Origin of the sequence: Streptomyces albofaciens JCM 4342, assembly GCF_008634025.1 — a bacterium.
Classification (GTDB): Bacteria; Actinomycetota; Actinomycetes; order Streptomycetales; family Streptomycetaceae; genus Streptomyces; species Streptomyces albofaciens.
Genome location: NZ_PDCM01000002.1, coordinates 883,161 through 907,391, shown reverse-complemented (window position 1 = coordinate 907,391; position 24,231 = coordinate 883,161). Strand labels below are relative to the sequence as shown.

The 24,231-nt window shown below is 74.1% G+C and carries 17 protein-coding genes; 3 read left to right on the top strand and 14 right to left on the bottom strand.

Going from position 1 to position 24,231, the window contains the following annotated elements:
* Positions 1-149: 149 nt before the first annotated feature.
* Positions 150-3,584: an ATP-binding protein gene (locus CP973_RS24400; RefSeq protein ID WP_150245154.1), complete on the bottom strand. Its 3,435-nt coding sequence runs from the start codon at positions 3,582-3,584 to the stop codon at positions 150-152.
* A gap of 665 nt (positions 3,585-4,249) precedes the next feature.
* Here CP973_RS24400 and CP973_RS24395 point away from each other — a divergent pair.
* Positions 4,250-4,519, top strand: a complete 270-nt coding sequence (locus CP973_RS24395) for an acyl carrier protein (protein ID WP_150245151.1) — start codon at positions 4,250-4,252, stop codon at positions 4,517-4,519.
* 107 nt (positions 4,520-4,626) lie between these two features.
* On the opposite strand, the gene CP973_RS24390 is transcribed toward CP973_RS24395, so the two are convergent.
* From CP973_RS24390 to CP973_RS24370, 5 genes are all read right to left on the bottom strand, one after another.
* Entirely contained in the window at positions 4,627-7,911 is a 3,285-nt protein-coding gene (locus tag CP973_RS24390; protein WP_150245148.1) for an amino acid adenylation domain-containing protein, read from the bottom strand.
* A 96-nt stretch (positions 7,912-8,007) separates the two neighbouring features.
* Positions 8,008-8,454, bottom strand: coding sequence for a TIGR03618 family F420-dependent PPOX class oxidoreductase (locus CP973_RS24385; RefSeq protein WP_244409978.1), 447 nt, complete (start codon positions 8,452-8,454; stop codon positions 8,008-8,010).
* A 478-nt stretch (positions 8,455-8,932) separates the two neighbouring features.
* Entirely contained in the window at positions 8,933-9,382 is a 450-nt protein-coding gene (locus CP973_RS24380) for a peptidoglycan-binding domain-containing protein (RefSeq protein ID WP_150245145.1), read from the bottom strand.
* Between the two features lie 342 nt (positions 9,383-9,724).
* Positions 9,725-10,288 (bottom strand): GNAT family N-acetyltransferase, encoded by a 564-nt coding sequence (locus CP973_RS24375; protein WP_150245142.1) that lies wholly within the window; start codon positions 10,286-10,288, stop codon positions 9,725-9,727.
* 115 nt (positions 10,289-10,403) lie between these two features.
* Positions 10,404-11,894, bottom strand: a complete 1,491-nt coding sequence (locus CP973_RS24370) for an MFS transporter (RefSeq protein WP_150245139.1) — start codon at positions 11,892-11,894, stop codon at positions 10,404-10,406.
* Positions 11,895-12,022: 128 nt separating this feature from the next.
* Between CP973_RS24370 and CP973_RS24365 the strand changes: the two genes are divergently transcribed.
* Entirely contained in the window at positions 12,023-13,087 is a 1,065-nt protein-coding gene (locus tag CP973_RS24365; protein ID WP_244409977.1) for a helix-turn-helix transcriptional regulator, read from the top strand.
* A 329-nt stretch (positions 13,088-13,416) separates the two neighbouring features.
* Here CP973_RS24365 and CP973_RS24360 read toward each other — a convergent pair whose 3' ends face one another.
* The 8 genes from CP973_RS24360 to CP973_RS24325 all read right to left on the bottom strand — a co-directional run bounded on the left by CP973_RS24360 (position 13,417) and on the right by CP973_RS24325 (position 22,893).
* Positions 13,417-14,493, bottom strand: a complete 1,077-nt coding sequence (locus CP973_RS24360) for a glutamate--cysteine ligase 2 (RefSeq protein WP_150245135.1) — start codon at positions 14,491-14,493, stop codon at positions 13,417-13,419.
* Between the two features lie 184 nt (positions 14,494-14,677).
* On the bottom strand, positions 14,678-16,243 hold the full coding sequence (locus CP973_RS24355) for an AMP-binding protein (protein ID WP_150245132.1): 1,566 nt from the start codon (positions 16,241-16,243) through the stop codon (positions 14,678-14,680).
* Between the two features lie 234 nt (positions 16,244-16,477).
* Positions 16,478-17,152, bottom strand: a complete 675-nt coding sequence (locus CP973_RS24350) for a CBS domain-containing protein (protein ID WP_150245129.1) — start codon at positions 17,150-17,152, stop codon at positions 16,478-16,480.
* Positions 17,153-17,291: 139 nt separating this feature from the next.
* Positions 17,292-17,738: a cyclic nucleotide-binding domain-containing protein gene (locus CP973_RS24345; RefSeq protein ID WP_150250172.1), complete on the bottom strand. Its 447-nt coding sequence runs from the start codon at positions 17,736-17,738 to the stop codon at positions 17,292-17,294.
* 230 nt (positions 17,739-17,968) lie between these two features.
* Positions 17,969-19,444, bottom strand: a complete 1,476-nt coding sequence (locus tag CP973_RS24340; protein ID WP_244409976.1) for an ABC transporter ATP-binding protein — start codon at positions 19,442-19,444, stop codon at positions 17,969-17,971.
* A 38-nt stretch (positions 19,445-19,482) separates the two neighbouring features.
* Complete coding sequence (locus CP973_RS24335) at positions 19,483-20,331, bottom strand: ABC transporter permease (RefSeq protein ID WP_150245123.1); 849 nt, start codon at positions 20,329-20,331, stop codon at positions 19,483-19,485.
* A gap of 16 nt (positions 20,332-20,347) precedes the next feature.
* Positions 20,348-21,352 (bottom strand): ABC transporter permease, encoded by a 1,005-nt coding sequence (locus tag CP973_RS24330; RefSeq protein ID WP_244409975.1) that lies wholly within the window; start codon positions 21,350-21,352, stop codon positions 20,348-20,350.
* Positions 21,349-22,893 (bottom strand): ABC transporter substrate-binding protein, encoded by a 1,545-nt coding sequence (locus tag CP973_RS24325; RefSeq protein WP_150245120.1) that lies wholly within the window; start codon positions 22,891-22,893, stop codon positions 21,349-21,351. The genes CP973_RS24330 and CP973_RS24325 overlap by 4 nt, the downstream gene beginning before the upstream one ends.
* Before the next feature lie 333 nt (positions 22,894-23,226).
* Between CP973_RS24325 and CP973_RS24320 the strand changes: the two genes are divergently transcribed.
* On the top strand, positions 23,227-24,225 hold the full coding sequence (locus CP973_RS24320; protein ID WP_150245117.1) for a TauD/TfdA family dioxygenase: 999 nt from the start codon (positions 23,227-23,229) through the stop codon (positions 24,223-24,225).
* The last annotated feature ends 6 nt before the right edge of the window (positions 24,226-24,231 follow it).

Genomic DNA, 24,231 nt, shown 5'->3' with positions numbered 1-24,231 from the left:
TCGTTCACGCAAGGTGACCCCTCCCGCCTTCTGCCACATGCCTGGCAGCCGTCACTGACACGGACAGGCATATGCAAGCGGCACCGGTGCACCACCACAACGAATCCGGCAAGTCGATGGACGACTTCCGGACGGGCGGCGACGGGCGGTCAGCCGGACAGCGCGGTATCGGTGATCTGCCGGCCCAGGAGATCGTGCAGCAGGACGGTGGCGGGCAGGGCGGGGTGGAGGTAGACGTGTTCGCGGCGGTGCTGGATGACGGCGAGCATGGTGCGCAGGGTGGCCGTGGCGTCGTCGCGGCGGCCGGCGTGGTGCTGGGCCTGGGCGAGCAGGCCGAGGTGCAGGGGCAGGCGCAAGTGGGAGCGGGAGGGGCGGAGTTCGGCGATCGAGGTCTGCATCAGGTCGAGACCCGTGGCGTCGTGGCCCAGATGGGTCAGGGACCAGCCCTCGGTCAGGCGCAGCATCGCCTTCCAGTACAGGAGCCCGTGTTCCTCCGCCACCCGCGCGCCCTCGGCGCCGGAGGCCCGCGCCGTGTCGGGGTCGCCTTCCCAGGCCGCCAGGACCGCGTCCACGTACAGGGCGAAGCACCGGTCGGAGGGCCTGCTCTCGTACGCGGTCAAAGCCTGCAACTGGCGGCGGCGCCCGAGGGCGGTGGCGCGGTCGCCGAGGATCCAGTGGGTGAACGCGTCGTAGGAGCGGCAGGAGACGCGCGGGTCGTGCTGGAAGGTGCGGGCCAGGTTGCGGCCCTCCCGGGCGAAACGGTCCGCCAGCCCGACGCCGCGCTCCAGTTCCGCGAGCGCCTCCGGCAGCCTGCCGCGTACGTGCAGCGCGACGCCCTTGCCGTACGCGGCGCCGAGCTGGGCCACCGGATGCCGGGTCTGGGACCCGATGTCCCGCAGCAGCCGGGAGAACTGCCCGGACTCGTCATAACGGCCGGTGACCAGGTACGCCGCGCACAGCGCCCACAGCACCGACGGGTCCTCGGGCGTGTGGGTGACCGCCCCGAGGGCACGGCCCCGGCTCAGCGCCGCCTCCGCCTCCGCGTCCCCGTAGCCGCGCACGGTGGCCAGCAGCTGGCCCAGCTGGACGTACAGCCGCTGCTCCAGGGCGCGGGCCGACACGTCGTCGCGCGGCAGCAGCCCGGCCAGGTGGACGGCCCGGCGCAGCCACGTCTCGACCTTCTCGTACGCCAACTGCTGTTCGGCCTGCTCGGCGGCGCGCAGCAGCCGGGGGAGGGCCCGCCGGGCGGGCAGCGCGTCCTGCGCGTGCCACGTGTGGTGTGCCAGCCGCTCGTACTCGTCGTCGCCCAGCTGTCCGCCGCGCTCGCACAGCGCACCGGCCACCCGGGCGTGCAGCTGCTGGCGTTCGTTGCGCGGGAGGACGTCGACGAGCGTCTCGCGGACCAGGGCGTGCACGAAGTGCAGCCGCCCGGGGTGGTGCGGGTCCTCGCCCAGCAGACCCGCCCGGATGGCCGTTTCCAGGGCCGGGGCGACCGGCTCGTCCTCGGTGGCGGTGCGGTGCAGCAGGTCCGTGTCGACCTCGGTGCCGATGACCGCGCACAGCCGCAGCACCCGCAGGGCGGGCTCCGGCAGCCCGGCGAAGCGCTGGCGCAGCGCCTCGCGTACCCCGGTCGGTATCTGCGCCAGCAGGACGTCGGTGGCGCCCGCGTCGTGCAGCCGCCGCACGTCGCCGAGGAGAGAGAGGAGCTGCATGACGAAGTACGGGTTGCCCTTGCTGCGCTCGTGCAGCACGTCGATCACGTCGGCGCCCACCCCGCGCCCGGCCCGGGCCTCCACGAGGGCGGCGACGGCGCTGCGGTCCAGGCCGCCGAGGCGCAGCGATTCGGTGCGGGGGCTGCGCAGCACCTCGGCCAGGGTCCGGCGGAACGTGGCGTCGGAGTCGCCCTCGAAGTCCCGGGCGGTCAGCACGATGCTGATCCGCTGCCCCTGGCGGCGGGTGCCGAGCAGCCGCAGCAGGTCGAGGGAGGCGGCGTCGGCCCAGTGCAGGTCCTCCAGGAGCAGCACCAGCGGGCGTTCGGCGGCGAGCGTGAGCAGCACCTCGCAGACCGCGTCGTGCGTGAGGAACCGCGCCTGCGCCCAGTCGTCCTCGTGGTCCTGCCCGCCGGGGCCCGCCGACCGCTCCGGCATCAGCGGGGCGAGCAGCGCCCCGAAGGGCGCGGTGGCGCTGCGGAACGCGTCCGGCCGGGTGGAGCTCACGCGCCGCAGCACCTGTGTCCACAGCCAGTACGGCGGCACGCCCTCGCCCGGGAAGCAGTGGCTCCAGACCACTTCGAGCGTGTCGCCGCCGTCCTCCAGCGCGGGGGCCAGCTCCATCAGCAGTCGGGTCTTGCCGACCCCGGCGGGGCCCAGTACGCAGGCCACGTGGCCTTCACCGGTGACGGCGCCGGCCGCGGCGGTGACCAGGCGGTGCAGTTCCTGGTCGCGTCCGATGAACGGCCAGGGCGCCGTGGTGTCCTCGGCGGCCGGGCCGTCGTCCGGGGCGGGCACCGTTCCGGAGGGTGCGTCCCGGCCGGCCCCGCGCACCGGCCGCGAGTCCGCCCGGGCGCCCCGGGCCGGCTCCGTCACCGCCGTGCCCCGGGCCGCGGCCCCCGTGTCCGGGTCGTGGGCCGGACTCCGTACGCCCGTGGCCCGGGCCGGTGCCGCCGCGGCTGCCTCGGTAGGCGTGGGCGGATCGGCCCGGGTGTGCCCGGCCGGTGGCGGGTCCGCGGCCGGGGGAGCGGCGGGGGCGGCGCCGCGCGCCGGGCCGCCGTCGTCCAGCTCCTGGCGGAGGATGGCGGTGTGCACCCGCTGGAGCTCGGCGGCGGTGTCCACGCCGAACTCCTCCACCAGGTGCGAGCGCGTCCGCTCGTAGACCTCCAGCGCCTCGGCCTGCCGTCCGAGGCGGGACAGTGCCGTCATCAAGTGGCCGACGAGGCGTTCGCGGGTCGGGTGGTGGCGTACCTCCGGGCCCAGTTCGGCCGCCACCTCCTCGGGGGCGCCGAGCGTGAGCCGCGCCTCCGCGCTGGCTTCCAGGGCGGTGAGCCGGACCTGTTCCAGGCGGGCGGTCTCGTCGGAGAGCGGCGGCTGGGCGCCGAACTCCGTGTACGGCGAGCCCTGCCACAGCTCCAGCGCCTCGGTGAGCCGGTCGCGGGCGCCGCGGGGGTCACGCCGGTCCAGTAAGTGCCGCCCGTCGGCGACCATGCGCTCGAAGCGGTGGGCGTCGATCTGCTCCGGGGCGAGCTGGAGCACGTAACCGGGCGCCTGGTAGCGCAGGACGGACGAGGCGCCCTGGCCCGCTGCCGGGGCGAGCACCCGGCGCAGGTGGGACAGGTGGCTCTGCAGGGTGGCGACGGGGTGCCGCGGAGGGTCTTCGTGCCACAGCTCCTCGATGAGCAGCTCGGTGGGGACGACTCTGCCAAGTCGGATGAGCAGCAGGGCGAGCAGCGCCCGCCGCCTGGGCGGGCCGAGGGGCAGGTCCGCTCCGTCGAGCCGTGCCGACATCGGGCCGAGGACGCGCAGTACGGGCCCGGGGAGGGCCGCGTGCCGCGGAGCGGAGGCGGGGGGCGGGGTGTGGGGTGTGGGCATGCGGGTCCCAATCGTTCTCACGCCGGCGGTTGGGCCAGGGGGGACGTGCCGGGCCGTAACGGGGTCCATCCGGAAAGTGATCATGGCATATGTGGCGAGTCGTTCAAAGATCGGCAACCAGCCATCGGCAAGCGTTCGGCAAGCGGAACGACAAGGAAGCGGCAAGGTGCGGCCAGGTGGCCGGCAAGCGTGCGCCAGCGTCCCGGCAAGGGGGCCGCAAGGGGGCTGACGCACGATGGCCGCCGGCCCGGCCGACGACCGTCGACGGGCCAGGGCGGGTACCTCGCACCGACCGGCAACCACCTCGCGAACAGGGACGACATGCACTTTGAAGGCCACTCGAACGCGCCCGGCGCGCGGACCGGAAGGCCCGCCGCCGCCCCGGGCGTGGCCCCGGCGGACCCGCGGCCGAGGCCTCCGGTGGCGCGATAGCGCGGCGACGGGCCGAGGAAGCTCCGCTGCCCGCCGCTCCGGGACGCCGCCTCCCCGTTGCTCTCCCGTCCACGCCGGACCCGGGGAATTTTTACGGAATCTCAGCTTCGCGGCCCACATCCCGGCGACCGGCGTGCACGCCACCGGCCGTACGGAAAGTACGTCGACCCCTCCACGCCGAGCGCGCGACCGGACACCGCCCTGCCTTCTCCCCACGGAACCAGGACCGAGACATGAACCGGACCCAGAAGATCCAGCAGTTCATCGAAGAGCGCTTCCTCGTCCAATTCGGCGGCGAGGTGACGGCCGACACCGACCTCTTCCAGGCGGGCGTCATCGACTCGTTCGGCTACATCCAGCTCATGTCCTTCATCGAGAACGACTTCGCGCTGCGCGACACGGACGACGAACTGCTCTCCAACATTTTCGTTTCCCTGGCGGACATCGACGCGTTCGTCGCCGGCCTGGCCGAAAACCACGCCCCCGCGGGCGACGGGCGGTGAGGCGTGTCCGTGCCGGAGGACGCGCCGGGCAGCGCCACCCGTCGTACGACCGGGCAGGACACGGGACCGCCGGCACCGCCCGGGCCCGCTCCCGGGCCAGGACACCTTCAGGTGTCGTGGTGGGGGAGCGGCGGCGGCAGGAAGCCGCTGGACCGGAAGAAGGTGAGGTAGCGGTCGAGAAGGGCGGCGTCGGTGGGCGGGCAGACGAGTCCGCTGTCCGCCAGGCCCCGTTCGGTGTTCGCGCGTCCGAGCCGTGGGAAGACACCGTCGAGGTACATCTCCTTCACGCTCATGTCGGACTTGTTGCTGCGGTCCACACAGAGCGAGACGAACGGGGTCGTGGGGCTGCTGGGGTGCCGCGCCACATGCTGCACCAGCTCCGCCACCCAGGCGTCGTAGGGCAGTTCGCGGATGCGGTAGCCCGCCGCCCGCATCCGGGTCAGCATGTCGGCGAGGCGGGCCGGCCGGGGGTTGGTGAGGTGGTAGGTGCGGCCGTCGGCCGGCTCGTGGGTCGCCAGGTGCACCACCGCGGCGGCCAGGTGGTCGACCGGTACGAAGTCCAGCGGCAGCGGCACGTCGGGCGCGACACCGGTCTCCGCGATCACCCGGAAGAGGGAGCTGATCGCCGTCTCGGTGTTGCAGATCCCGGTCCGCTGCTCGCCGGTGACCTCGTACGGACGGTGCACCGTCACCGGCAGCCCCGCCCGGGCCGCTTCCTTCAGCAGCCGCTCGGCGACCCACTTGCTCTCCGCGTACCCCATGGTCAGACGGTCGGCGTGGGCCAGCGGCGCGTCCTCGGCCACCTGCCGCACGCCCGCGGTGCCGAAGCCCGCCAGGACGGCGATGGTGGACAGGAAGTGCAGGGGTATGCGCCGTCCGGCGGCGAGCCGCACCAGTTCCCGCGTGCCGTCGACGTTGGCCGGGCGCAGCGCGGCGTACGGATAGAGGAAGTTGACGCGCGCCCCGGCGTGCAGGATCAGGTCCGCGGTCCCGCCCAGCCGCGTGAAACGTTCCTCGGACAGGCCCAGGCGCGGCGCGGCCAGGTCGGCGGGGAAGCAGGTCAGGCGCTGTCGGTACGGGGCGGTGTCGAGACCGTAGCGGGCGGCGTTGGAGCACACCCGGCGCCGCGCGTGTGCCGCGTCCCGTGCCCGTACGGGGCAGAGCAGCTCGGCGCCGGTGGCGTGGGCGAGCCGGTCCAGCAGGAAGGCGCCCACGAAGCCGGTCGCGCCGGTGACCAGGACGCGCGCCGGGTCGCGCCAGCGGGGGACGGGGCCGCGGACGGGCGGCGGGCGTAGCCCCAGGCGCGCCTCGCGCAGGAAGTCCGCCTCCGCGGCGGGCGCGGAACCGGTCCGGCGTCCGGCGCGGTCGGCCCGCAGCGCCCGGTCCACCGCCGCCGCGTACGCGCCGAGCGTCGGCTCCCGCAGCAGACCGCGGACGAGGGAGGTGCCGTGCGCGGCGTCCATGCCCAGCGCGGTCATCGTCCGCGTAGTGGCCTCGGCGATGAGCAGCGAGTCGCCGCCGAGGTCGAAGAAGCTGTCGGCGGGCGCCGGGCGGACGCGCAGGATGTGCTCCCAGACGTCGGCGAGCACGCCCAGCAGACCGGAACCGTCTCCCGTCGCGCCGCCCCCGGCCTCGGAACCCGCCGCGGACGCCGGGCGTTGCCCGTTTGCGTTCGCGTCGCCGTTCCCGGTCGCATCCGTTTGCCCGGCGGACCCGCCCGCGTACGGCCCGGTGCCGGTTCGCCCGGAACCGGCGCGTACGGCGGTGTCCGGGCGGGAGTCGTCGCGGCCCCCGGGCGCCATCGTCCGGGCCACCAGGGCGCGCCGGTCGACCTTGCCCGCACCGGTGACGGGGAACCGGTCCAGGACGTGGATGCGCGCCGGTACGGCGGGTGCGGGCAGCCAGGACGCCACATACGCGCGCACCTGCCCGACCGCGACCGCCCCGCCGGGGCGCGCCGGTGTCACGAAGGCCACCGGCCGGGCGCGTGCCCCTTCCCCGTCGAGCTCGACGACCGCCTCCCCGACGGCCTCGTGGGAGCGCAGCCGTGTCTCGATCTCGTCCAGCTCCACGCGGAAGCCGCGCAGTTTGACCTGCCGGTCGTGGCGCCCCCGGTACTCCAGGACGCCGTCCGGCCGCCACCGCGCCCGGTCGCCCGTGCGGTACAGGCGCCCGCCGGGGCGGGGGCCGAAAGGATCGTCGAGGAAGCGCTCGGCGGTCAGGACCGGGTCGTTGAGGTAGCCGAGGGCGATGCCGTCGCCCCCGACGAGCAGATCGCCTTCCTCACCGGGCCCGGCGGGCGTGCCGTCGGCGCGCAGCACGTGGCAGGTGGAGTTGGGGAAGGGGCGCCCGATGGGCACGGTGGCCGCGTCGGCGGGCAGGTCGCGGACGACGTACGCACTGGAGACGACGCTGTTCTCGGTGGGCCCGTAGAAATTGACGAGGGTGATCCCCGGGCAGGCGGCCAGCACCCGGCGGCACAGCCGGGCATCGAGCGCCTCGCCGCCCGCCGAGACGAACCGCAGGCCGCGCAGCGCCTCGGGCCGGTTGCGGGCCACGTGGTGCAGCACCCCCGCGGTCAGGAAGGCCACCGCCACGCCCTCCTCGCGCAGCAGCCGCTCCAGCGCGTCCACCGACAGCAGCTGCTCCCGCTCCGCGACCACCAGGCAGGCCCCGGACAGCAGCGCCGTCCAGATCTCGATCGTCGAGGCGTCGGAGGAGCAGCTGTACGCGTGCAGCACCCGCTCCCCGGGCGCGGGCGGCGACAGCCAGGGGCCGGAGGAGGCCAGGCGCACCACGCCGCGGTGCGGGATCGCGACGGGCTTCGGACGGCCGGTCGAGCCGGAGGTGAACATGATGTACGCGCAGTCCTCCGGGGCGGCGGCCCGCGGCGCCGGGGGCCCGGTCGGGTCGCACGCGCCCGCCCCCGGCGCCGGCGCGGTGAGATCGCCCTCGATACAGGCGCGCAGTCCGCGCACCCGGCTGGTGCTGCCCGGCAGCGCGACGGCGACCCGTACATCGGCCTCCTCGGCCATCGCGCGCAACCGGGCGGGCGGGTAGGCGTCGTCCAACGGCACGTACACCGCACCGCACTTGAGGGCGGCGAGGAAGGCCACCAGCGCCTCGGGGCACCGGCCGCCCAGTACCCCCACGGTGCTGCCGGGCCGGACACCGGCGGTCAGCAGCCGCCGGGCGAGGGCGTCGGAACACCGGCTCAGTTCACCGTAGGTCAGGGTGCGGTCGCCGTGCCGGACGGCGGGCGCGCGGGGCGCGGCCCGCGCCCGTTCCTCGAACAGTTCGTGCAGGCAGTGGTCGCGTGGATACGGCGTCACCGTGTCGTTCCACGGTCCGGTCCGGTCCGGCCGGCCGGACGTCTGGGCGGGTCGCGGCATGTCAGTACCTCGCAACGGTCGACGGCCCGGCACGGCCGGGCGGGCAGCGAAAGGGGAGGTCGGCGGAGGGGGAGCCCTGGGGCGGGGCGGCCCGGATCAGCTGAACGCGGCGGCGAAGGAGGCGAAGTCGGCGGTGCGCCACCGCTCGGGGCGCATCCGTACGGTCACGTCGGTGGTGAGCTGGTCCGCCGTGGCGGCCAGGTAGGCGCGGGCGGTCTCCGGCGGCAGATAGCGGTGCGCCAGCGCGGCCCGCTCGGCCGCGTCCACCCGGTCCTCGAAGGCGGTCACCGGGCCCTCGACGCTGACGTACTTGTACGGCGCCGCCTCCCGCTGGACGCAGAGGGAGAGCCGGCCCGCCGCGCGGATGCGCCGGGCCTTGACGGACTTCCGGCCGGTCAGGACGACGATCTCGCCGCCCGGGCGGTAGGCGTACCAGACGGGCACGAGCAGCGGCGGGCCGTCCGGGGCGCCGACGCCCAGCACGGCCACGTGGGCACCGGCGAGGAACGCCTCCCGGCCGGCCGCGTTCATCGCAAGGGACATGTCGGATCAACCCCATCGTGTGCAGGAGGAATCGTGTGCAGGAGAACGGAGCGGGAACGCGGGGAGCGGCCGGGCGGGAAGGGCCGGCCGGCGCGTCCGGCGGGACGCCGCCGAGGGGCGGCCGGCCGGGTGCCGCGTACCGCGCCCGGCCCGTGCGACCGGTGCGCGGCCGGCACCGCGGGGCAGGCCGGGCGGGTCGCCCTGTCCTCCAGGTCACCCGGAAAAGCGGGTGCACTAGGCAATTACCCAGCAATTCGCCGTCGGTGTTCACTCATGCGGATGATGCGGAACGTTCTGGTGAGCAAACGCGAGCCTGCCGGGAGCCGGTGTACCACCGTCCACGCCGCCGTGCGCCCCGCGGTGCCGGTGACGCGGCCCGGCGACAGCGCCCGCACCAACAGCGATCGGGCGGCGCGCAGATGATGCGCGCCGCCCGATGCGGTTCTCTCCCCCCTGGGGGTCAGCTGCCGGTCAGCAACTAGATGCCGTTGGCGAACCGTTTGAACGCGGCCTTGCTGCCCGAGCCCCAGATACCGTCGACCGCCCCGTTGTAGCCCCAGTTCTTCAGCAGACGCTGCAGCGCCTTGATGGTGCCGGACCCGACCTTTCCGTCGATCGCCCCGGTGTAGCCCCAGTTCGCCTTGAGGCAGCGCTGGAACGCCTTCCAGCTGCCCGTGCCCAGCTGCCCGTCGATCGCCCCGGTGTAGCTCCAGTACGTCTTGAGCCAGCGCTGGACCTTCTTGGCTTCCGCGGCGGACAGGCCGAGGTTGTTCACCGCCAGCACGGTGACGGACTCGGCGCTCACCGCCGGCTGGGCCGCGGGCGCGGACGCCGCGAAGCTGGTGCCCGCCCCCGCCAGGCCCCCGGCGGCGATGCCGACGGCGGCGGCGACACTGACGAGGGTCCTCGTCATGACGTTCGGTCGCATTGCGTTCCCCCTTCGGGTCGTGGGGCGCCACCGGCCCGGCCGGCATGCACGCCGTCGGCCGTACCGGTGCGCCCACTGATGGCCGTACAGCGCTGGGGCGACTCCGGTGGTGACGGCCCCGTCCGCCTCAGCGCGGCACGGGGAGAAGCTATCCGCACGGAGGGGTGCTCTTCGTCAACCCACGAAGGGAGTTCGGGGCAACCAGGAGCTGACATCCGCGCTCCATCAACGGTGGTAGCGACGCGGGTTGTACAACTTCCGCGGTATCCCGCCCGGAAGGTTTGCCTGGTGGCGCCCCTTCCGGAAGGACCTACGGGGCTCGGCCGGATGGCCGGCCGGGCGTCAGCGGTCCGCCGTCCGCCGCGCCCGCCACTCCGGCGCCAGCACCGACCAGAGCTCCATGTCGTGCCGCTTGCCCCGGTACAGGTAGCTCTGGCGCGCGACCCCCTCCCGCGTCATCCCCAGCCGCCGGGCCACCGCGATGCTGGGCACGTTCTCCGCCGCGGCCCACCACTCCACGCGGTGGATGCCCCGCTCCTCCACGGCCCAGTCGACGAGCAGCCGTACGGCCCGGGTCACCAGTCCCTTGCCCGCCGCCGCAGGCTCCAGCCAGCAGCCCAGCTCGGCGGTGCCCTGCGCGACGTCCATCGTCCGGAAGAAGACCGTGCCGACCAGCGTCCCGTCGGTCCGGATCCCGTACAGGCGCCCGGTGTCGGAGGCGGCCTTCTCCGCGTACGTACGGAGGAACGCGCGGCACGCGTCCAGGTCGTGGAGCACCTCCGGCAGCTGGTTGTACTGCCCGATGAACTCCCGCCCCCGGTCGATGTGGGCCAGCAGTTCCCCGGCCTGCCAGGGTTCGAGCGGACACAGCTCCGCACCGTCGTCGCCCAGGGATATCGCGAACATCAGCGTCCTCCGTCACCGAAACTGTCCATGCGTGATGGGGTGATCTTTCCATGCCGGGTCCGGTGGCCCTCCGCGGTCCCGGCGACTCAAACGCCCGCTGATGTGCCGCCTTTCGCTATGCCCCGGGTGCTCTGGGCGGCTGCGGCAGCGCCCGCAGCAGGACGGACACCGTGACGGCCAGTGCCAGGCAGAAGGCCAGCGCGGCGGCCAGGGCGGACCCGTACGCGCTCGGGTCGTGGGGTGCGGCGCCGCCCAGCGTGCCGTAGAAGATGACGCCGACGGCGGCGACGCCGACCGAGCCGCCCACCTGCTGGCCGGTGGACAGGATGCCGGAGGCCATGCCGATCTCCGCGGGCCGTACGCGGGCGAGTACGGCATTGAGCAGCGGTGTGACCAGCGCGCCGGTGCCCGCGCCGATCACCAGCAGCGGTACGACGAGGAGCCGGGCGGTCAGCGCGGCACCGGCCTGGAGGACGACGGCGATGGCGCCTGCGTGACCGAGGGCGAGGACGAGCGCCCCGGCCCGCAACAGGCGCCGCCCGTAGGAGGCCAGGCGTCCGGCGACGAGGCTGCCGGCGAAGAAGGCCGCCGCGAAGGGCAGGTAGAAGGCGCCGGCGGCGAGGGTGTCCAGGCCGAGGCCGTCCTGCAAGGTGACGGACAGGACCAGGAAGAAGGAGTTGATCCCGAAGTAGGTGAGCAGGACCAGGAGCATCCCGACCGCGAAGGCGCGGGACCGCAGCAGGCGCAGCCGTACGAGAGGGGAACCGCCGCGTGCCTCCACCCGGCGTTCCACGCGCGCGAACGCGGCGAGGGCGAGTGCCCCCAGGACCGGGCTGAGCCACGTCCACAGCGGCCAGCCGGCCTCCCGGCCCTCGACTAGCGGTACGACGAGGAGGAAGAGCGCGGGCGTCAGTACGGCCGTGCCCGCCAGGTCGAGGCGGCGGGCCTCCGGGGCCCGCGACTCGGGTACGAGGACGGCCGCCAGCGCCAGCGTGAGCAGGCCGACGGGTACGTTCACCCAGAAGATCGGGCGCCAGGACGTACCGAAGAGGTCGGCGGAGACCAGCACGCCACCGAGGAGCTGCCCGGCGACCCCCGCCGTACCGATGACCGCGCCGAGCACACCGAACGCCCGCGCGCGCCGCTCCGGCGGCAGCAGCACCTGGATGGTCGAGAAGACCTGCGGCGACATCACGGCGGCGCCGAGCCCCTGGACGAGCCGCGCGCCGATCAGCGCCCCGGCGCCGGGCGCGGCGGCACAGGCCACCGAAGCGAGCGTGAAGAGAGCCATGCCGATCAGGAAGCACCGCTTGCGGCCGATCAGGTCGCCGAGACGGGCACCGGTGATCAGGGCGACGGCGTAGGCGAGCTGGTATCCGGCGAGGACGAGTTGCACGTCCGCGTCCGAGGCGTGCAGGTCCCGCTGGATGGCCGGGGTGGCCACCAGGACGATGAAGGTGTCCAGTACGGCCACGAAGATGCCGATGAGGACGACGGAGAGGGCGCGCCAGGGGGACGGCGCGGCGTGGGCGTGCGTAGGGGCATGGTCCGCTTCCGTTGCGCGGACGCCGTTTCCGGGGTCTGCCGGTGGCCTGGTGTACGTCATGATCCCGACCCTCGTTGGGGCCCGGACCGCGGTACAGAGGCCGTTTATGCTGGTGGCGGCGGTACCCCTTTGGGGTGTGCCGTAGGAGGACGCACCGCGAGCGGATGGACGGGTGGGGAAGAACCGCGATGAGCGGGCGGGAAGCCAGGGGAAGCGGAGGGCGCGGGGCCGCGCCGGGCGGGGAAGCGATGGCGATCGGCCGGGTGCGGGCATCGATGACCGGCCCGGAGCAGGCGACGGTGGCCGGCCGGGAGCAGCAGACGCCGGCGGCCGGACCGGAGCAGGCATCAACGACCGGCGCGGAGCAGGCAACGGCGGCCGGTCCGGAGCGGCGCCGGGTGCTGGCCGCCTTCCTCCGCTCCCGCCGGGAACGCCTCGCCCCCGCTGACGCAGGCCTCCCGGCGGGCCCGCGCCGCCGTACGCCCGGCCTGCGCCGCGAGGAGGTCGCGACCCTGTCGGGTGTCAGCGTGACGTGGTACACCTGGCTCGAACAGGCCAGGGACATCACCGTGAGCCGCCAGGTCCTGCACAGCCTGGCCCGGGTCCTGTGCCTGTCCCCGGCCGAGACGCGCCACCTGTTCGCCCTGGCCGGCCATCCGCTGCCGGCACCCGACGCGGCACGGGCCGGCGGCCGGCCGTTGCAGCGGCTCGTGGACGCGCTCGACCCGCACCCGGCGTACGTGGTCGCCGCCAACTGGGACCTGCTGGCCTGGAACCGCGCCGAGGCGGGCCTCATCGGCGACCCGGCCCACTGGGGCGATCCCGAACGCAATCTGCTCCGCCTGGTCTTCACCGACCCCCGTATCCGTACGCTCCTGACCGACTGGCCCGACCAGGCCCGTACGCTGCTGGAGCAGTACCGCGCCAGCGCCGACCGGCACACCGGCGACCCGGCGTTCACCCGCCTGACCGCCGACCTCCGCACCCGCAGTCCGGAATTCCGCACCTGGTGGGACACCCATGACATCGCGGAGTTCCGCCCCACCCGCCGCGTCTTCGACCACCCGCGCCTGGGCCGCCTGACCTTCGACTACGTCAAACTCACCCCGGTCGACACGCCTGGGGTCACGCTCGTCTCCTGCATGCCGTCGGACGACGCGACGGCCGGACAGCTGGCGGCGCTGAGCGCGTACGCGGGCGACCGGGACACGCCTTCCCCACCGCACGCCGAAGGCGCGTCCGGCCTCCGGTGATCCCCGCCTCTTACACCGACGAGGAAGTGCTGGATCCCAACAGCCCGTAGTAACGGAAATGGCGCGGCGCTTGGTGGTCATCGGCCATCGGCATCGGCAGCCTTTTGCGGGATCTTCCCTCCGACGCTGTTTCAGCGGCCACCGTCTGTGATTCCGGAGAATTCCACGGTGACCTCAGGAAGCATTGCGAAGCCGCATGGCCGCGCTGAAGGACTGCCATCGCGGCGCCGCGCGGCGGGAAATGGCGGTGGTGGAAATGCATTGACTGAGCGGCGGTCAGAAGGCCGGGCGGGAAGGAATGCTCGTCCCCGAACGCCAACTCGGTCCCGTCAAACCGCAGTACGCCGCACGCACTCCCCGACGACCGACCGCAGGTCCCCCGTCCGCTCCAGCAGTTCCCGCTGTACCTGTGCTCCGTTGCCGCGGTCCATCAGGATGTCGAGGCCTTCTTTGGCGAGCGGCAGGTCGCCGATGTCCTCCAGGGCCTCGCCGACGTGGTCGAGCAGGGCCCGGACCACGGCCTCGGCGGGGGCCGGGGTCCAGGTGAGCGGATGGACGAGCGGGCCGGACAGGCCCGACCGGCCGGCCCGCCAGGTCGCCAGCCGCAGCAGGCCGATCCCGGCGGAGTCCGGCGGCTCGCCCGCGCGCCACGCGCGGGCGGCCGTCTCGACCAGCCCCCGGGTCAGCGCGGCGAGCAGCACCGTGTCGTCGGACTGCAGGCACACGTCGGCGACCCTGATCTCGACGGTGGGGTAGTGGCGCGACAGCCGGGCGTCGAAGTAGATCATGCCCTCGTCGAGCAGGGTGCCGGTCGCCAGCATCTCCTGCACCCGCCGGTGATAGTTCTCCGCGCTCCCGAACGGTTCCATGGGCCCGGAGGACGGCCAGCGGCCCCACACCCGGCTCCGGTAGCTGCTGTACCGGGTGTCCTCGCCCTGCCAGAAGGGCGAGTTGGCGCTCAGGGCCAGGAGGGTCGGGAGCCAGGGGCGGATGCGGTCCAGTACGGCCACGCCCTCGTCGTCGGACTCCACGGACACGTGGATGTGGCAGCCGCAGGCCAGCTGCTCCTGCGCGGTCCGGCCGAACTCCTCCACCAGCCTCTGGTAGCGCTCGTCCCCGCTGAGGGACGGTGTGACGGGCAGGGGCGAGGTGGCCAGGGCCACCAGTTCCGTACCGGCCCGGCGCGCCCGGTGCGCCGCCTCGCCGCGCCAGTGCCCGACCTCGTCGGCCAGGTCCTCGATCAGCGTCCTGGGGCGGGTGGCGATCTCCAGCTGCTCGCGGTGCAGTTCCTTGTCCAGGGTGGAATCGTGCGGGGTCGAGGCCAGTACGGTTCCGGCGACAGCCCGCGGCTGCCCGGAACACGGATCCACCAGGAGCAGTTCTTCTTCCACACCCACGCTCCGCATACGACAGCCTCTCTCGACCGGCGACGGCCAGCAGGACGGGTTTTCGGGCCTGCTGCCATAGGAGACGTTCGCGCGGCACGGCACAAGGGGTCGGGCGGCCACCGAGTGGCGTGATGAGGACGGGGGAGTGCCGCACCGCCTTCGGAGCCGGGGACCGGTCGGCGGCCGTTTCCGGCGCACTCCCTCAACCGCCCAGCATCGCCTGGATCCGCTTCTTGTCGGGCTTGCCCACCGGAGTCAGCGGGATCTCCGTGACCAGGTGCAGCCGGGCGGGCGCGTACATCGTGCCCTTGTGCCGGGTGACGAACTCCCGCACCTGTTCCAGGCCGAGCGGGCGTTCCGGTACGGGGACGACCGCGACGTGCACCTCCTCGCCGGCGTCCGGGCCGCGCACGCCGAACGCCGCGCAGTGGGCGATGTCCGGGTGGGTGAGCAGCAGGTCCTCCAGCTCGCCGGTGTAGACGTGGCCGCCCACCACGATGATCATGTCCTTGAGCCGGTCGACGATGTAGAGGCGGCCCTCGTGGTCGAGGTAGCCGAGGTCCCCGGTGTGCACCCATCCGTCGCGCAGCACCTGCGCGGTCAGTTCGGGCTGCTTCCAGTAGCCGGTCATGGCCTGGCCGGAGCGCACCCGGATCTCGCCCACCGTACCGGCGGGCACCCGGGCGCCGCGCTCGTCGTGGATCGCGACCTCGACGCCGGGGATCACACGGCCGACCGTGGCCTGCCCGTCCTCGGGCATCTTCGCGTGCTCGTCGGGGCCGACGACGGTGACATGGCCCGCCTCGGACTGGCCGTAGCCGCCGAACAGGACGGCGCCGAAGGTCTCGTGCGCCTGCCGCAGCCGTGTCGGCGACGCGGCGCAGCCGCCGTAGGAGATCCGCCGGATGCTGGACAGGTCGGTGCCGGCCAGGGCGGGGTGGTCGAGCAGGCGGTAGATCAGCGGGGGCAGCAGCCACAGGTGGGTGATCCGCTCGCGCTCGACCGTGGCGAGCACCCGGCCGGGGTCGAAGGAGTCCTGGAGGACCACGGAGCCGCCGGCCAGCAACGTGGCGTCGGCGATGTTGCCGGCCACGTGGGCGAGGGTGGTGCAGGCCAGGAAGCGGGGCGGCTCGCCGGCGCCGGTGGAGCCGAAGGCGAGCATGGCCTCGTAGGGGCCGTGCGGCATCCGGACGCCCTTGGGGACGCCGGTGGTGCCGCCGGTGTGGCGGATGCACCAGTCGTCCTCGGGGCGGGCCGCGCTCCGTACGGGGCGGGGAGCGTGCCGAGCGGCGCGCGCCCGCAGGTCCTGGCCGTGCGGACCGGGGCCGAGGGAGAGGACGTACGGGGGCCGCGCGTGGGCCTGCAGGCCTTCGGTCGCGTCCGGCAGCTCCGGGTCCACCAGCAGCAGCGCGGTGTCCACGCTCCGGGCGATGTGCGCCAGCGTCTCGGGGGCCATGCCCTGGTACAGGAACACGGCGCGGGCGCCGAGCAGGTTGGCCGCGTACCGGGCGGCGAGCGCCTCCGGCCGGTTGCCGGAGAGCAGGGAGACGGTGCTGCCGCGCCCGATGTCCCAGCCGCGCAATTCGCGTGCGAACCGGTACACGTCGTCGCGGAATTCCCCGGCGGTTGTCTGCCGGCCGTCCGCGGCGGTGATGACGGGGCGGTCCGGCGCGGCGGACAATACGTCGAGGATCGATTCGACATAGGTACGGAATGCGGTCGTGGGGGAATTCACCTCAACGGCGGCGGTGTCGGCCTCAGTGGTCATGAAGTATTTCTCCCTACGGATGTAGGCGATTACTACTTCTCGGTAAGCTAACAACCGGTTGCCGTATGAAGGTGTCGTGCCGATGAACAGCACGTGATGTCTGAAAAGCGGCTGGCGTGTCGTCCTTGCCCGTGCTGTACGGGTCTGCCGGGCGCGCGGCCACGCGTCCTGGGCGGTACGGGCGTGGCCCGGTGGCGGGACGTCCGTCACGCCGCGCCCGTGCCGCCCCGCCCCTCACGACCGTCCGGAGCCGCCCCGCAGCTGGATGTCGACCTCGACCACCCCTTCGACCGCGCGGGCCAGCCGCGCGGCCACCGGTATCAGCGCGGTGTCGGCCAGGGTGCCGGAGAGCGTGACGATGCCCTCGAAGACCCGCACGGTCAGATCGTGTTCACGGTGGGCGAAGAGCTGGCCGATGACCGTGCGGCGGACCTCCTCGGCGATCTCCGCGTCCTCCCGGAGGAAGACCTTGAGCAGGTCGCTGCGGCTGACCACGCCTTCGAGCCGGCCGACGGCGTCCACCACCGGCATCCGCTTGATGCGGTACCAGGCCATGGTGCGCGCCGCCTGGGCCAGGGTGGCGTCCGCGTGGACGGTGACGGCGGGCGCGGTCATCAGCTCGTCGGCGGTGACACCACCGGACTTGATCAGGGCGTCCAGGACCCGCAGCTGCTCGATGCGCGAGGGGGTGTGGTCGCGGAACTCCTCCTTGGGCAGCAGGTCCGCCTCGGACACCACGCCGACCACCCGGCCCTCGCCCTCGACCACGGGCAGGGCGCTGACCTTCCACTGCTCCATCGTGCGGACGATCTCTTTGAACGGTGCGGCGCGGCCGATGCTGATCACGGTGCGGGTCATCACGTCGCCGACGGTGCGGGGGCTGTTCCCTTGCGTCTCGGGCTCGGGCATCACGGACTCCTCCAGCGCGGGCTCTTCCCCCAGGGTTGTGCCTCGCGGGCCCGTGCACCACACACCGTCCCTGCCGGGCACGGCAGTCGGTACCCGTGCCCGGGCCCCGGGCGCCCGGCCGGGGCCCGGACACAGGTGGTCAGCGCACCCCGCTGCCGTACGGTCCGTACAGGTCCAGCAGCCGGGTGCGCGCGCACCGCAGCCGGTCGCCGATCACCTCGGCGTACATCAGGACGAGGGCGTGGCCGAGCACCGGGTCCTCCTGGCACAGGGCCCGGACCTCCTGCGCGTCGAACTCCCAGGCCCGCACGGGGCTCAGCGTCTCCGCGCCCAGCTGCCAGGTGTACGGCGGGAAGAGCCAGGACCAGCCCAGCGGGTCGCCCGGGTGCAGGGTCTCGACCACCGCGGCGCGGCGGCCGGGCACCCGGATGTCGAGCTGGACCGCTCCGGTCCGGACGATCCAGAAGCGGTCGGCCCTACGGTCCTCCTCGAAGATGCGCACGCCGGCCGGGAAGGAGACCTCCCGCGCCCGTGTCATCAGCCGCTCGCGGTGTTCCGCCGGCAGCGCACCGAGCCGTCCGGTCATCGTCCTCACCGCTCCACCTCCGCTTCCTCCGCCGCGCCGGCGCCTGCGGCCGTCCGGGGCGGGCCGCCGGGCACCGGCGGTTCCCATGCCATCAGCGTCCGCCGCGCGCCGGGGGCCCGGCAGGGGCCGATCAGCCCTGCGGCCCGGCCGAACAGCCCTCCGCCACCACCGGATCCGGACACGCGCAGCGGCCCGTAACCGGATCAGGGCTGCCCTGCCCCGCCGTCCCGCTAGGCCGACGCCGCGCCCTCGCGCGGTGCCGCGGGCCGGTCGACGCGCCCGTGGCGCAACACGTGGACGGTGTCCGTGTACGCGGCGATCAGGTCGACTTCGTGGCTGACGAGGACGAGGGTCAGCCGCCGCGTGGCGCGCAGGTGGGCGAGGAGGTCCAGGACCGCGGCGGCGGTGGCCGGGTCGAGTGCGGAGGTGATCTCGTCGCACAGCAGGAGGTCCGGTTCGGTGGCCAGGGCGCGGGCGATGGAGGCGCGCTGGCGCTGTCCGCCGGAGAGTTCGTGGGGGTAGCGGTGGGCGAAGTCGCCGGGCAGCCCGACGGCTTCGAGGAGGCTGCCGACCCGGGCGGGCGTCTCCTGTGCGCCGACGATGCGGTGGAGCCGGAGGGGGCGGCCGAGGGTGGCGCCGATGGTGCGCGCCGGGTTGAGGGCGCCGAGCGGGTTCTGCGGGACGAACTGGATGCGCCGCTGCATGTCGCGGCCGCGTTTGCGTACGGGCGCGGGCAGGGGCCGCCCGTCCCAGGTGAGGGTGCCGGACTGCGGGACCTGGAGGCCCGCGAGCGTCCGCAGCAGGGTGGTCTTGCCGCAGCCGGAAGGGCCGGTGATGCCGGTGGCGGAGCCGGTGGGGGCGTGGAACCCGGCGCCCGCCAGGGCCTGATGGGTGTGGCCCCGGTGGGTGAAGGCGACGTGCAGGTTCTCGGCGCGCAGGCCTGGAGCCGCTGCGGATGGCTCCGGCGGTGGGGCGGCGGGAGACCGGCGGCCCGTGACGGGGCGTGCGGGGGTGGGCGGCGCGTACGGGGCGGGCCCTGTGGCGAGGGTGACCACCGTATCGGCGCAGCTCTCGACGGCGTACGGATCATGGCTCGCCATCACGACGGCGAGGCCGTGCTCGGTGGCGAGCCGCCGCAGGAGGGCGGTGATCTCGTCGCGGAGGGCGGCGTCCAGGCCCGCGGTGGGCTCGTCCAGCAGCAGTACCTCGGGACGCCGGGCCAGCGCGCGGGCCAGCGCGAGCCGCCGCTGCTGGCCCCCGGACAGGGCGCCCGGACGGTGGTGGGCGAGGGCACCCGGCAACCGGCAGTCGGCCATGACCTGTCCGATCGCCTCCGGCGAGCGGTCGGCGGCCAGTTCGGCGATCAGGCGCCGGGCCGTCATCCGGGGGTTGAGGGCGGAGCCCGGGTCCTGGCCGACGTAGGCGACCTGCCGGCGGCGCAGGTTCCGCAGCGCGGCGGGCGGAAGCGAGAACACGTCCCGGCCCAGCACCTCGACGCTGCCGGAGACGACGCGCGCGCCGTACGGGAGGTCGCCGATGAGGGCGTGCAGGAGCGTCGTCTTGCCGGAGCCGGACGGCCCGGTGAGGGCGGTGATCCGGCCGCGTCGCAGGCCGAGGCTGGTGCGGCGCAGCAGTACGGGCCCGGTGCCGCAGCCGATTTCGAGGTCGGTGACCGTCACGGGCGGCGGGGAGTCGGTCGGGGCCAATTCGCTGTCCTCCGGAGACGGGCGCGGGGCGGCCGGGATCATCGCAGGGCGGCCCTGCGGACGGTGGCGGGTGCCAGGGCGTTGGCGGCGAGGTTGACGCCGACCGCGAGCAGGCCGATGGCCAGGCCGGGCGCGAGGACCGCCCACGGGTTGAGGAGGATGCCGGGTCCGTTCTCGCGGATCATCAGTGCCCAGTCGGCCTCCGGGGGGCGGGGGCCGAGCTGGAGGAACCCGGCCATGGCGATGACGTACACCGCGTCCACGAAGCGCAGGCCGAAGAGCGCGAGCACGGTGGCGCGCAGGTTGGGCAGGATCTCGCGCAGCGCCAGGTGGGCCAGGCGCTCACCGCTCGCGGTGGCCGCCTCGACGAACCCGGTGGCGGCGAGCGGGGCCGCCGCGCCGGCGACGATCCGTACGGCGTACGGGGTCCCCAGCACGACGGCGGCCGCGCTGACCGCGAGCCGGCCGCCGCCGGGCCAGGCCAGCGCGAGGAGCATGATGCCCAGCACCGACGGCAGCAGGATCGCGGTGTCCGCCGCGCGCTCGACCAGCCGCCCCAGCCGCGGACCGAGCACGGCGAAGCAGCCGAGCAGGGTCGCCAGGAACGTGACCACGGCGGCCACCGCGAGCGCGCTCCCGATCAGCGCGCTCCCGCCGTGCAGCAGCCGGCTCAGCACGTCCCGGCCGAGCTGGTCGCCGCCCAGCGGCGCGCCGCCCGTCCCCGCCTCCCCGTACGGAGCGGTGACCGGCCGGTCCACCGGGTGCGCGGCGAGCAGCGGACCGGTCAGCGCCAGCAGGACCAGGAGGAGGGCGGGGACGGCGGGTACGAGGGCACGCGGCCGCGGGCGGCGGGTGCGCGGCCGGGCGGCCTTCGCGGTGGTGCTCATGTGCGGGCTCCCCAGGTCATGCGCGGACTCCGAGCGTGCGGGCGCGTATCAGGTCGGCCAGCAGGAGGACGACGGTGATCAGGGCGGCCGAGCAGGCGACGACGGCCGCGATGACCGGGGTGTCCCGGTCGGCGACGGCTCCGGCCAGCACCGTGCCGATCCCCGGGTAGTTGAACAGGGTCTCCACGACGACGGTGCCGCCGAGCAGCATGCCGGTGGAGGTGGCCACACCGGTGGCGATGGCGGGCCAGGCGCCCGGCAGCGCGTGCCGGAGCAGCACCTGCCGGGTGGGCAGTCCGTCCAGACGGGCCGCCGCCACGTGCGGGGTCGCGGCCTGGTCGGCTAGGGCGCCGCGGACGATGCGGGTGTTCCAGCCGGTCTGCGGAACGGTCAGGGCCAGTACCGGCATCACCAGCATGTGCCACCCGGCGGGCGTGCCGTCGGCACCGGTGACCGTGGCGGCGGGCAGCCAGCCCGTCCACAGCGACAGCACCAGCAACAGGCCGACGGCGACCACGAATTCGGGCAGCGCGAAGGCGGCGGTCGAGGTCAGGTCCACCACCCGGTCCACGACGCCCTTCGGCCGGGCGGCGGCCCAGGTGCCCAGGGCGAGCGCGGCGAGGACGGTCAGGACGAACGCGGTGGAGCCCAGCAGGAGGGTGTTGGGCAGCGGCGCGGAGAGCAGGTCGGAGACGCGTTCGCCGCGCGCCGAGGTGCCGAGGTCGCCGGTGGGCAGCGCGGTGAGCCAGTCCCGGAAGCGTTCCCACACCGGCCGGTCCAGGCCGAGCAGACGACGGCGCGCGGCGACTCCGGCGGCGCCCTCACCCCGCTCCGACGTGGCGGAGGCCGCGTCGCCCGGCAGCAGCTCGATCGCGGCGAATACCACCGCGAGCAGCACGACCAGCAGTGCGACGCGCTTGGCCAGTACGGCCGCCAGCCGCGCGGCGAGGCCAACCGCCCGCCGCACGGCCGGTTCCGGTACGGACCGGGTGGTGTCCTCAAGGGCGCCGCTCCCCGTCACGGGGCGAGCCAGACGTTTTCGAGCTGCACACGTCCGTAACCGGGCAGCTTCGGCAGTCCGCGGACCTTCGGCGCGGCCAGGTCGATGCCGTCGGCCATGCCCCACAGCAGGTAGCCGGACCGGTCGTGCTCGATGCGCTGGAGGTCGCGCAGGGCCGCGGTGCGGGCCGTGCGGTCGGCGGTGGCCAGGACCTTGCGGTACGCGGCGTCGAACTCCTGGTCCGACCAGTCGGTCTCGTTCTGCCCGGCCCCGGTGGTCAGGGTCTTGGAGGCGAAGAAGACGACGGAGTCGTTGGTGCCCCAGTAGTTGGTGTAGAAGTCGCCCTTGAGCCAGGTCTTCTGGTAGAAGGCGCCGGACTCCTGCTTGACGACCTCGATCCTGACGCCGGCCTCCCGGGCCTGGGAGGCGAAGAGGGTGGCGGACTCGGCGAGCCCGGCGACGTCCTCCGTGGTGACCAGCTGGTACGTACGGGAGAAGTCGAACCCGGCGTCGGTCAGCAGCCGTTGGGCCCTGGCCAGGTCGCGCCGCCGCTGGGGGAGATCACCGGCGTAGGCGGGATCGCCCGTACCGAGAATGTCGTTGGCGACGGACCCGTACCCGGACAGCACCTGCCGGACCATCGCCTCGCGGTCCACCAGAAGCTTCATCGCCTCCCGCACCCTGGCGTCGGCGAACGGGCCGCCGGAGGTGCGCATCACGATGGGCATGGCCATGTCGTCGGGGCGGCGGACGACCTGGACGTCCCGGCGGGCCCGGGCGGTACGGGCGGCGACGGCGCCGGCGTTGGACGCCACGTCGATCTGGCCGGACAGCATCGCGTTCGCCATCGCCTGCGGGCTCTGGAACATGGTGACCTCGATGGCGTCGAGGTGGACCGCGCCGCCGTACCAGTCCGTGTTGCGCAGCAGCCGGGCGTTGCCGCCGCGGTACCAGTCGAGCTTGAAGGGGCCGGTGCCGGGCGCCCCGGGGATCTCCTTGTCCGGGGTGTCCTTCTTGAGCACGAACGTGGACAGCCGGGTGAGCAGGGGGAGTTCGGCGTTGGCGTAGTCGGAGACCAGGACGACGGTGCGCTTGCCGTCGGCGGTGATGTGACCGGCCGTGATGCCGGGCAGCCGGGCCGCTCCGGAGGGGGTGCCGCGCAGCCGGCGCAGCGACCAGACGACGTCGTCCGCGGTGACCGGTGTGCCGTCGTGGAAGGCGGCGCCCTCGGCGAGGGTGAAGCGCCAGGTCCTGAGGTCCTTCGAGGGGGTGAAGGCGGAGGCGAGGCGGGCGACGGTGTTGTTGTCCTTGCCGCCGGGCGCGGTCAGCGTGTCGTGGACGAGCGCGATGACGAGGTAGTCGCTCTCGTTGCCCTGGGTGCCGTGCGGGTCCCGGGTGATCGCCGACGTGCGGCCGAGCGCGCCGACGCGCAGGGTGCCGCCCCGGCGTGGTGAGCCGCCGGCGGCGGGCGCCGTACCGGCACCGCCCCCGCACGCCGCGAGCAACGCCGCCGCTCCCAAACCCCCGCCGGTGCACAGCGCTTGCCGCCTGCTGAAGTCCATGCCGCCTCGCTCCGATCGGTGGTCCACTTAGGTTTGCCTACCCTCATGCGAGGGGTTGCCGCAAGGGGGCTCCCTGTCGAGTGCTTCCGTGCGCCGGTGTCAACTGGGCTTTATCGGGCGGGAGTTGAGCGAAGCCGGGCAGGCGCGGGCAAAGCAAAGTGAGGTTTGCCTAACCTAACTGGGCTGAGTAGCGTCGTTACTGTCCGCCGGACCCCGGGTACGGAGCGGCAGCGATGACGCGCCGCGCCCGGACCGTCGAGCGCGCCGCGCCCTGCCCGCGCGGCGTCGTACGGGACCCGATCCCCGACTTCAACGGAAACGGACTGCTTTGACATGACCACGGGAGCCGCACCCGTCCGCCAGCTCACCCCCGCCGACGCCGCACAACTGCGCCGCACCGCCGAGAAGATCCTCGCCGGGTCCGGCCGCGGTACCTCCGCCGCTCCCCGGCTCCTCGCCCGCGTCGCGGAAGCCGCCGCCGCGCTGCCCGCTCCGGTCCGGTGGCAGCTGCGCCCGGCCGGTCCCGACGACGGCCTCTTCGTCCTGCGCGGCCTGGACGTGGACGACACGGAGCTGGGTCCCACACCCGCGGGCTGGGCCGCCGCCGGGGACAGCGGCGCCGTACACGACGTGATCCTGCTGCTGCTCGCCACCGCCCTGGGCAACCCCATCGCCTGGGAGGGACAGCAGGGCGGCCGCTTCGTGCACAACATCGTCCCGGCCCCCGGCCACGAGGCCGAACAGACCGGCGCCGGCAGCGCGGTGCTCCTCAGCCCGCACACCGAGGACGCCTTCCACCCCGGCCGCGCCCACCTGCTCCTGCTCAGCTGCATGCGCAACCACGACCGCATCGCCACCACCGCGGCCGGCGTACGCCGCGTACGGCTCGGCGCGGCCGACGTCGAGCTGCTGAGCCGGCCGCTGCTGCCGATCCTGCCCGACGACGCGTACGCCGAGGCGCGGCACTTCGACGGCGGCCCGCCGCCCGCCGTCCCGACGCTCTTCCGCGCCGAGGACGGCCTGACGCTGCGCTTCGACCCCGCCTACACGCCCCTGGACGAGGCCACGCCCGCGCATCGCGCCGCCTACCGGCGCCTGGAGGCCGAACTGGCCCGGGTCTCGGTGGCGGTGCGCCTCGAACCGGGCGATGTGCTCGCCATCGACAACGATCTGGTCGTGCACGGCCGGGTGCCCTTCCAGGCGCGCTACGACGGCACCGACCGCTGGCTCAAGCGTGCCTCCGTCCGTGTCCCCGCGCGCCGTTCACGCCCCCTGGCCGAGGCATCCGAGCACGGTTACGGTCAGGCCGCCATCGAAGCGCACGCCGGATGACCGCAC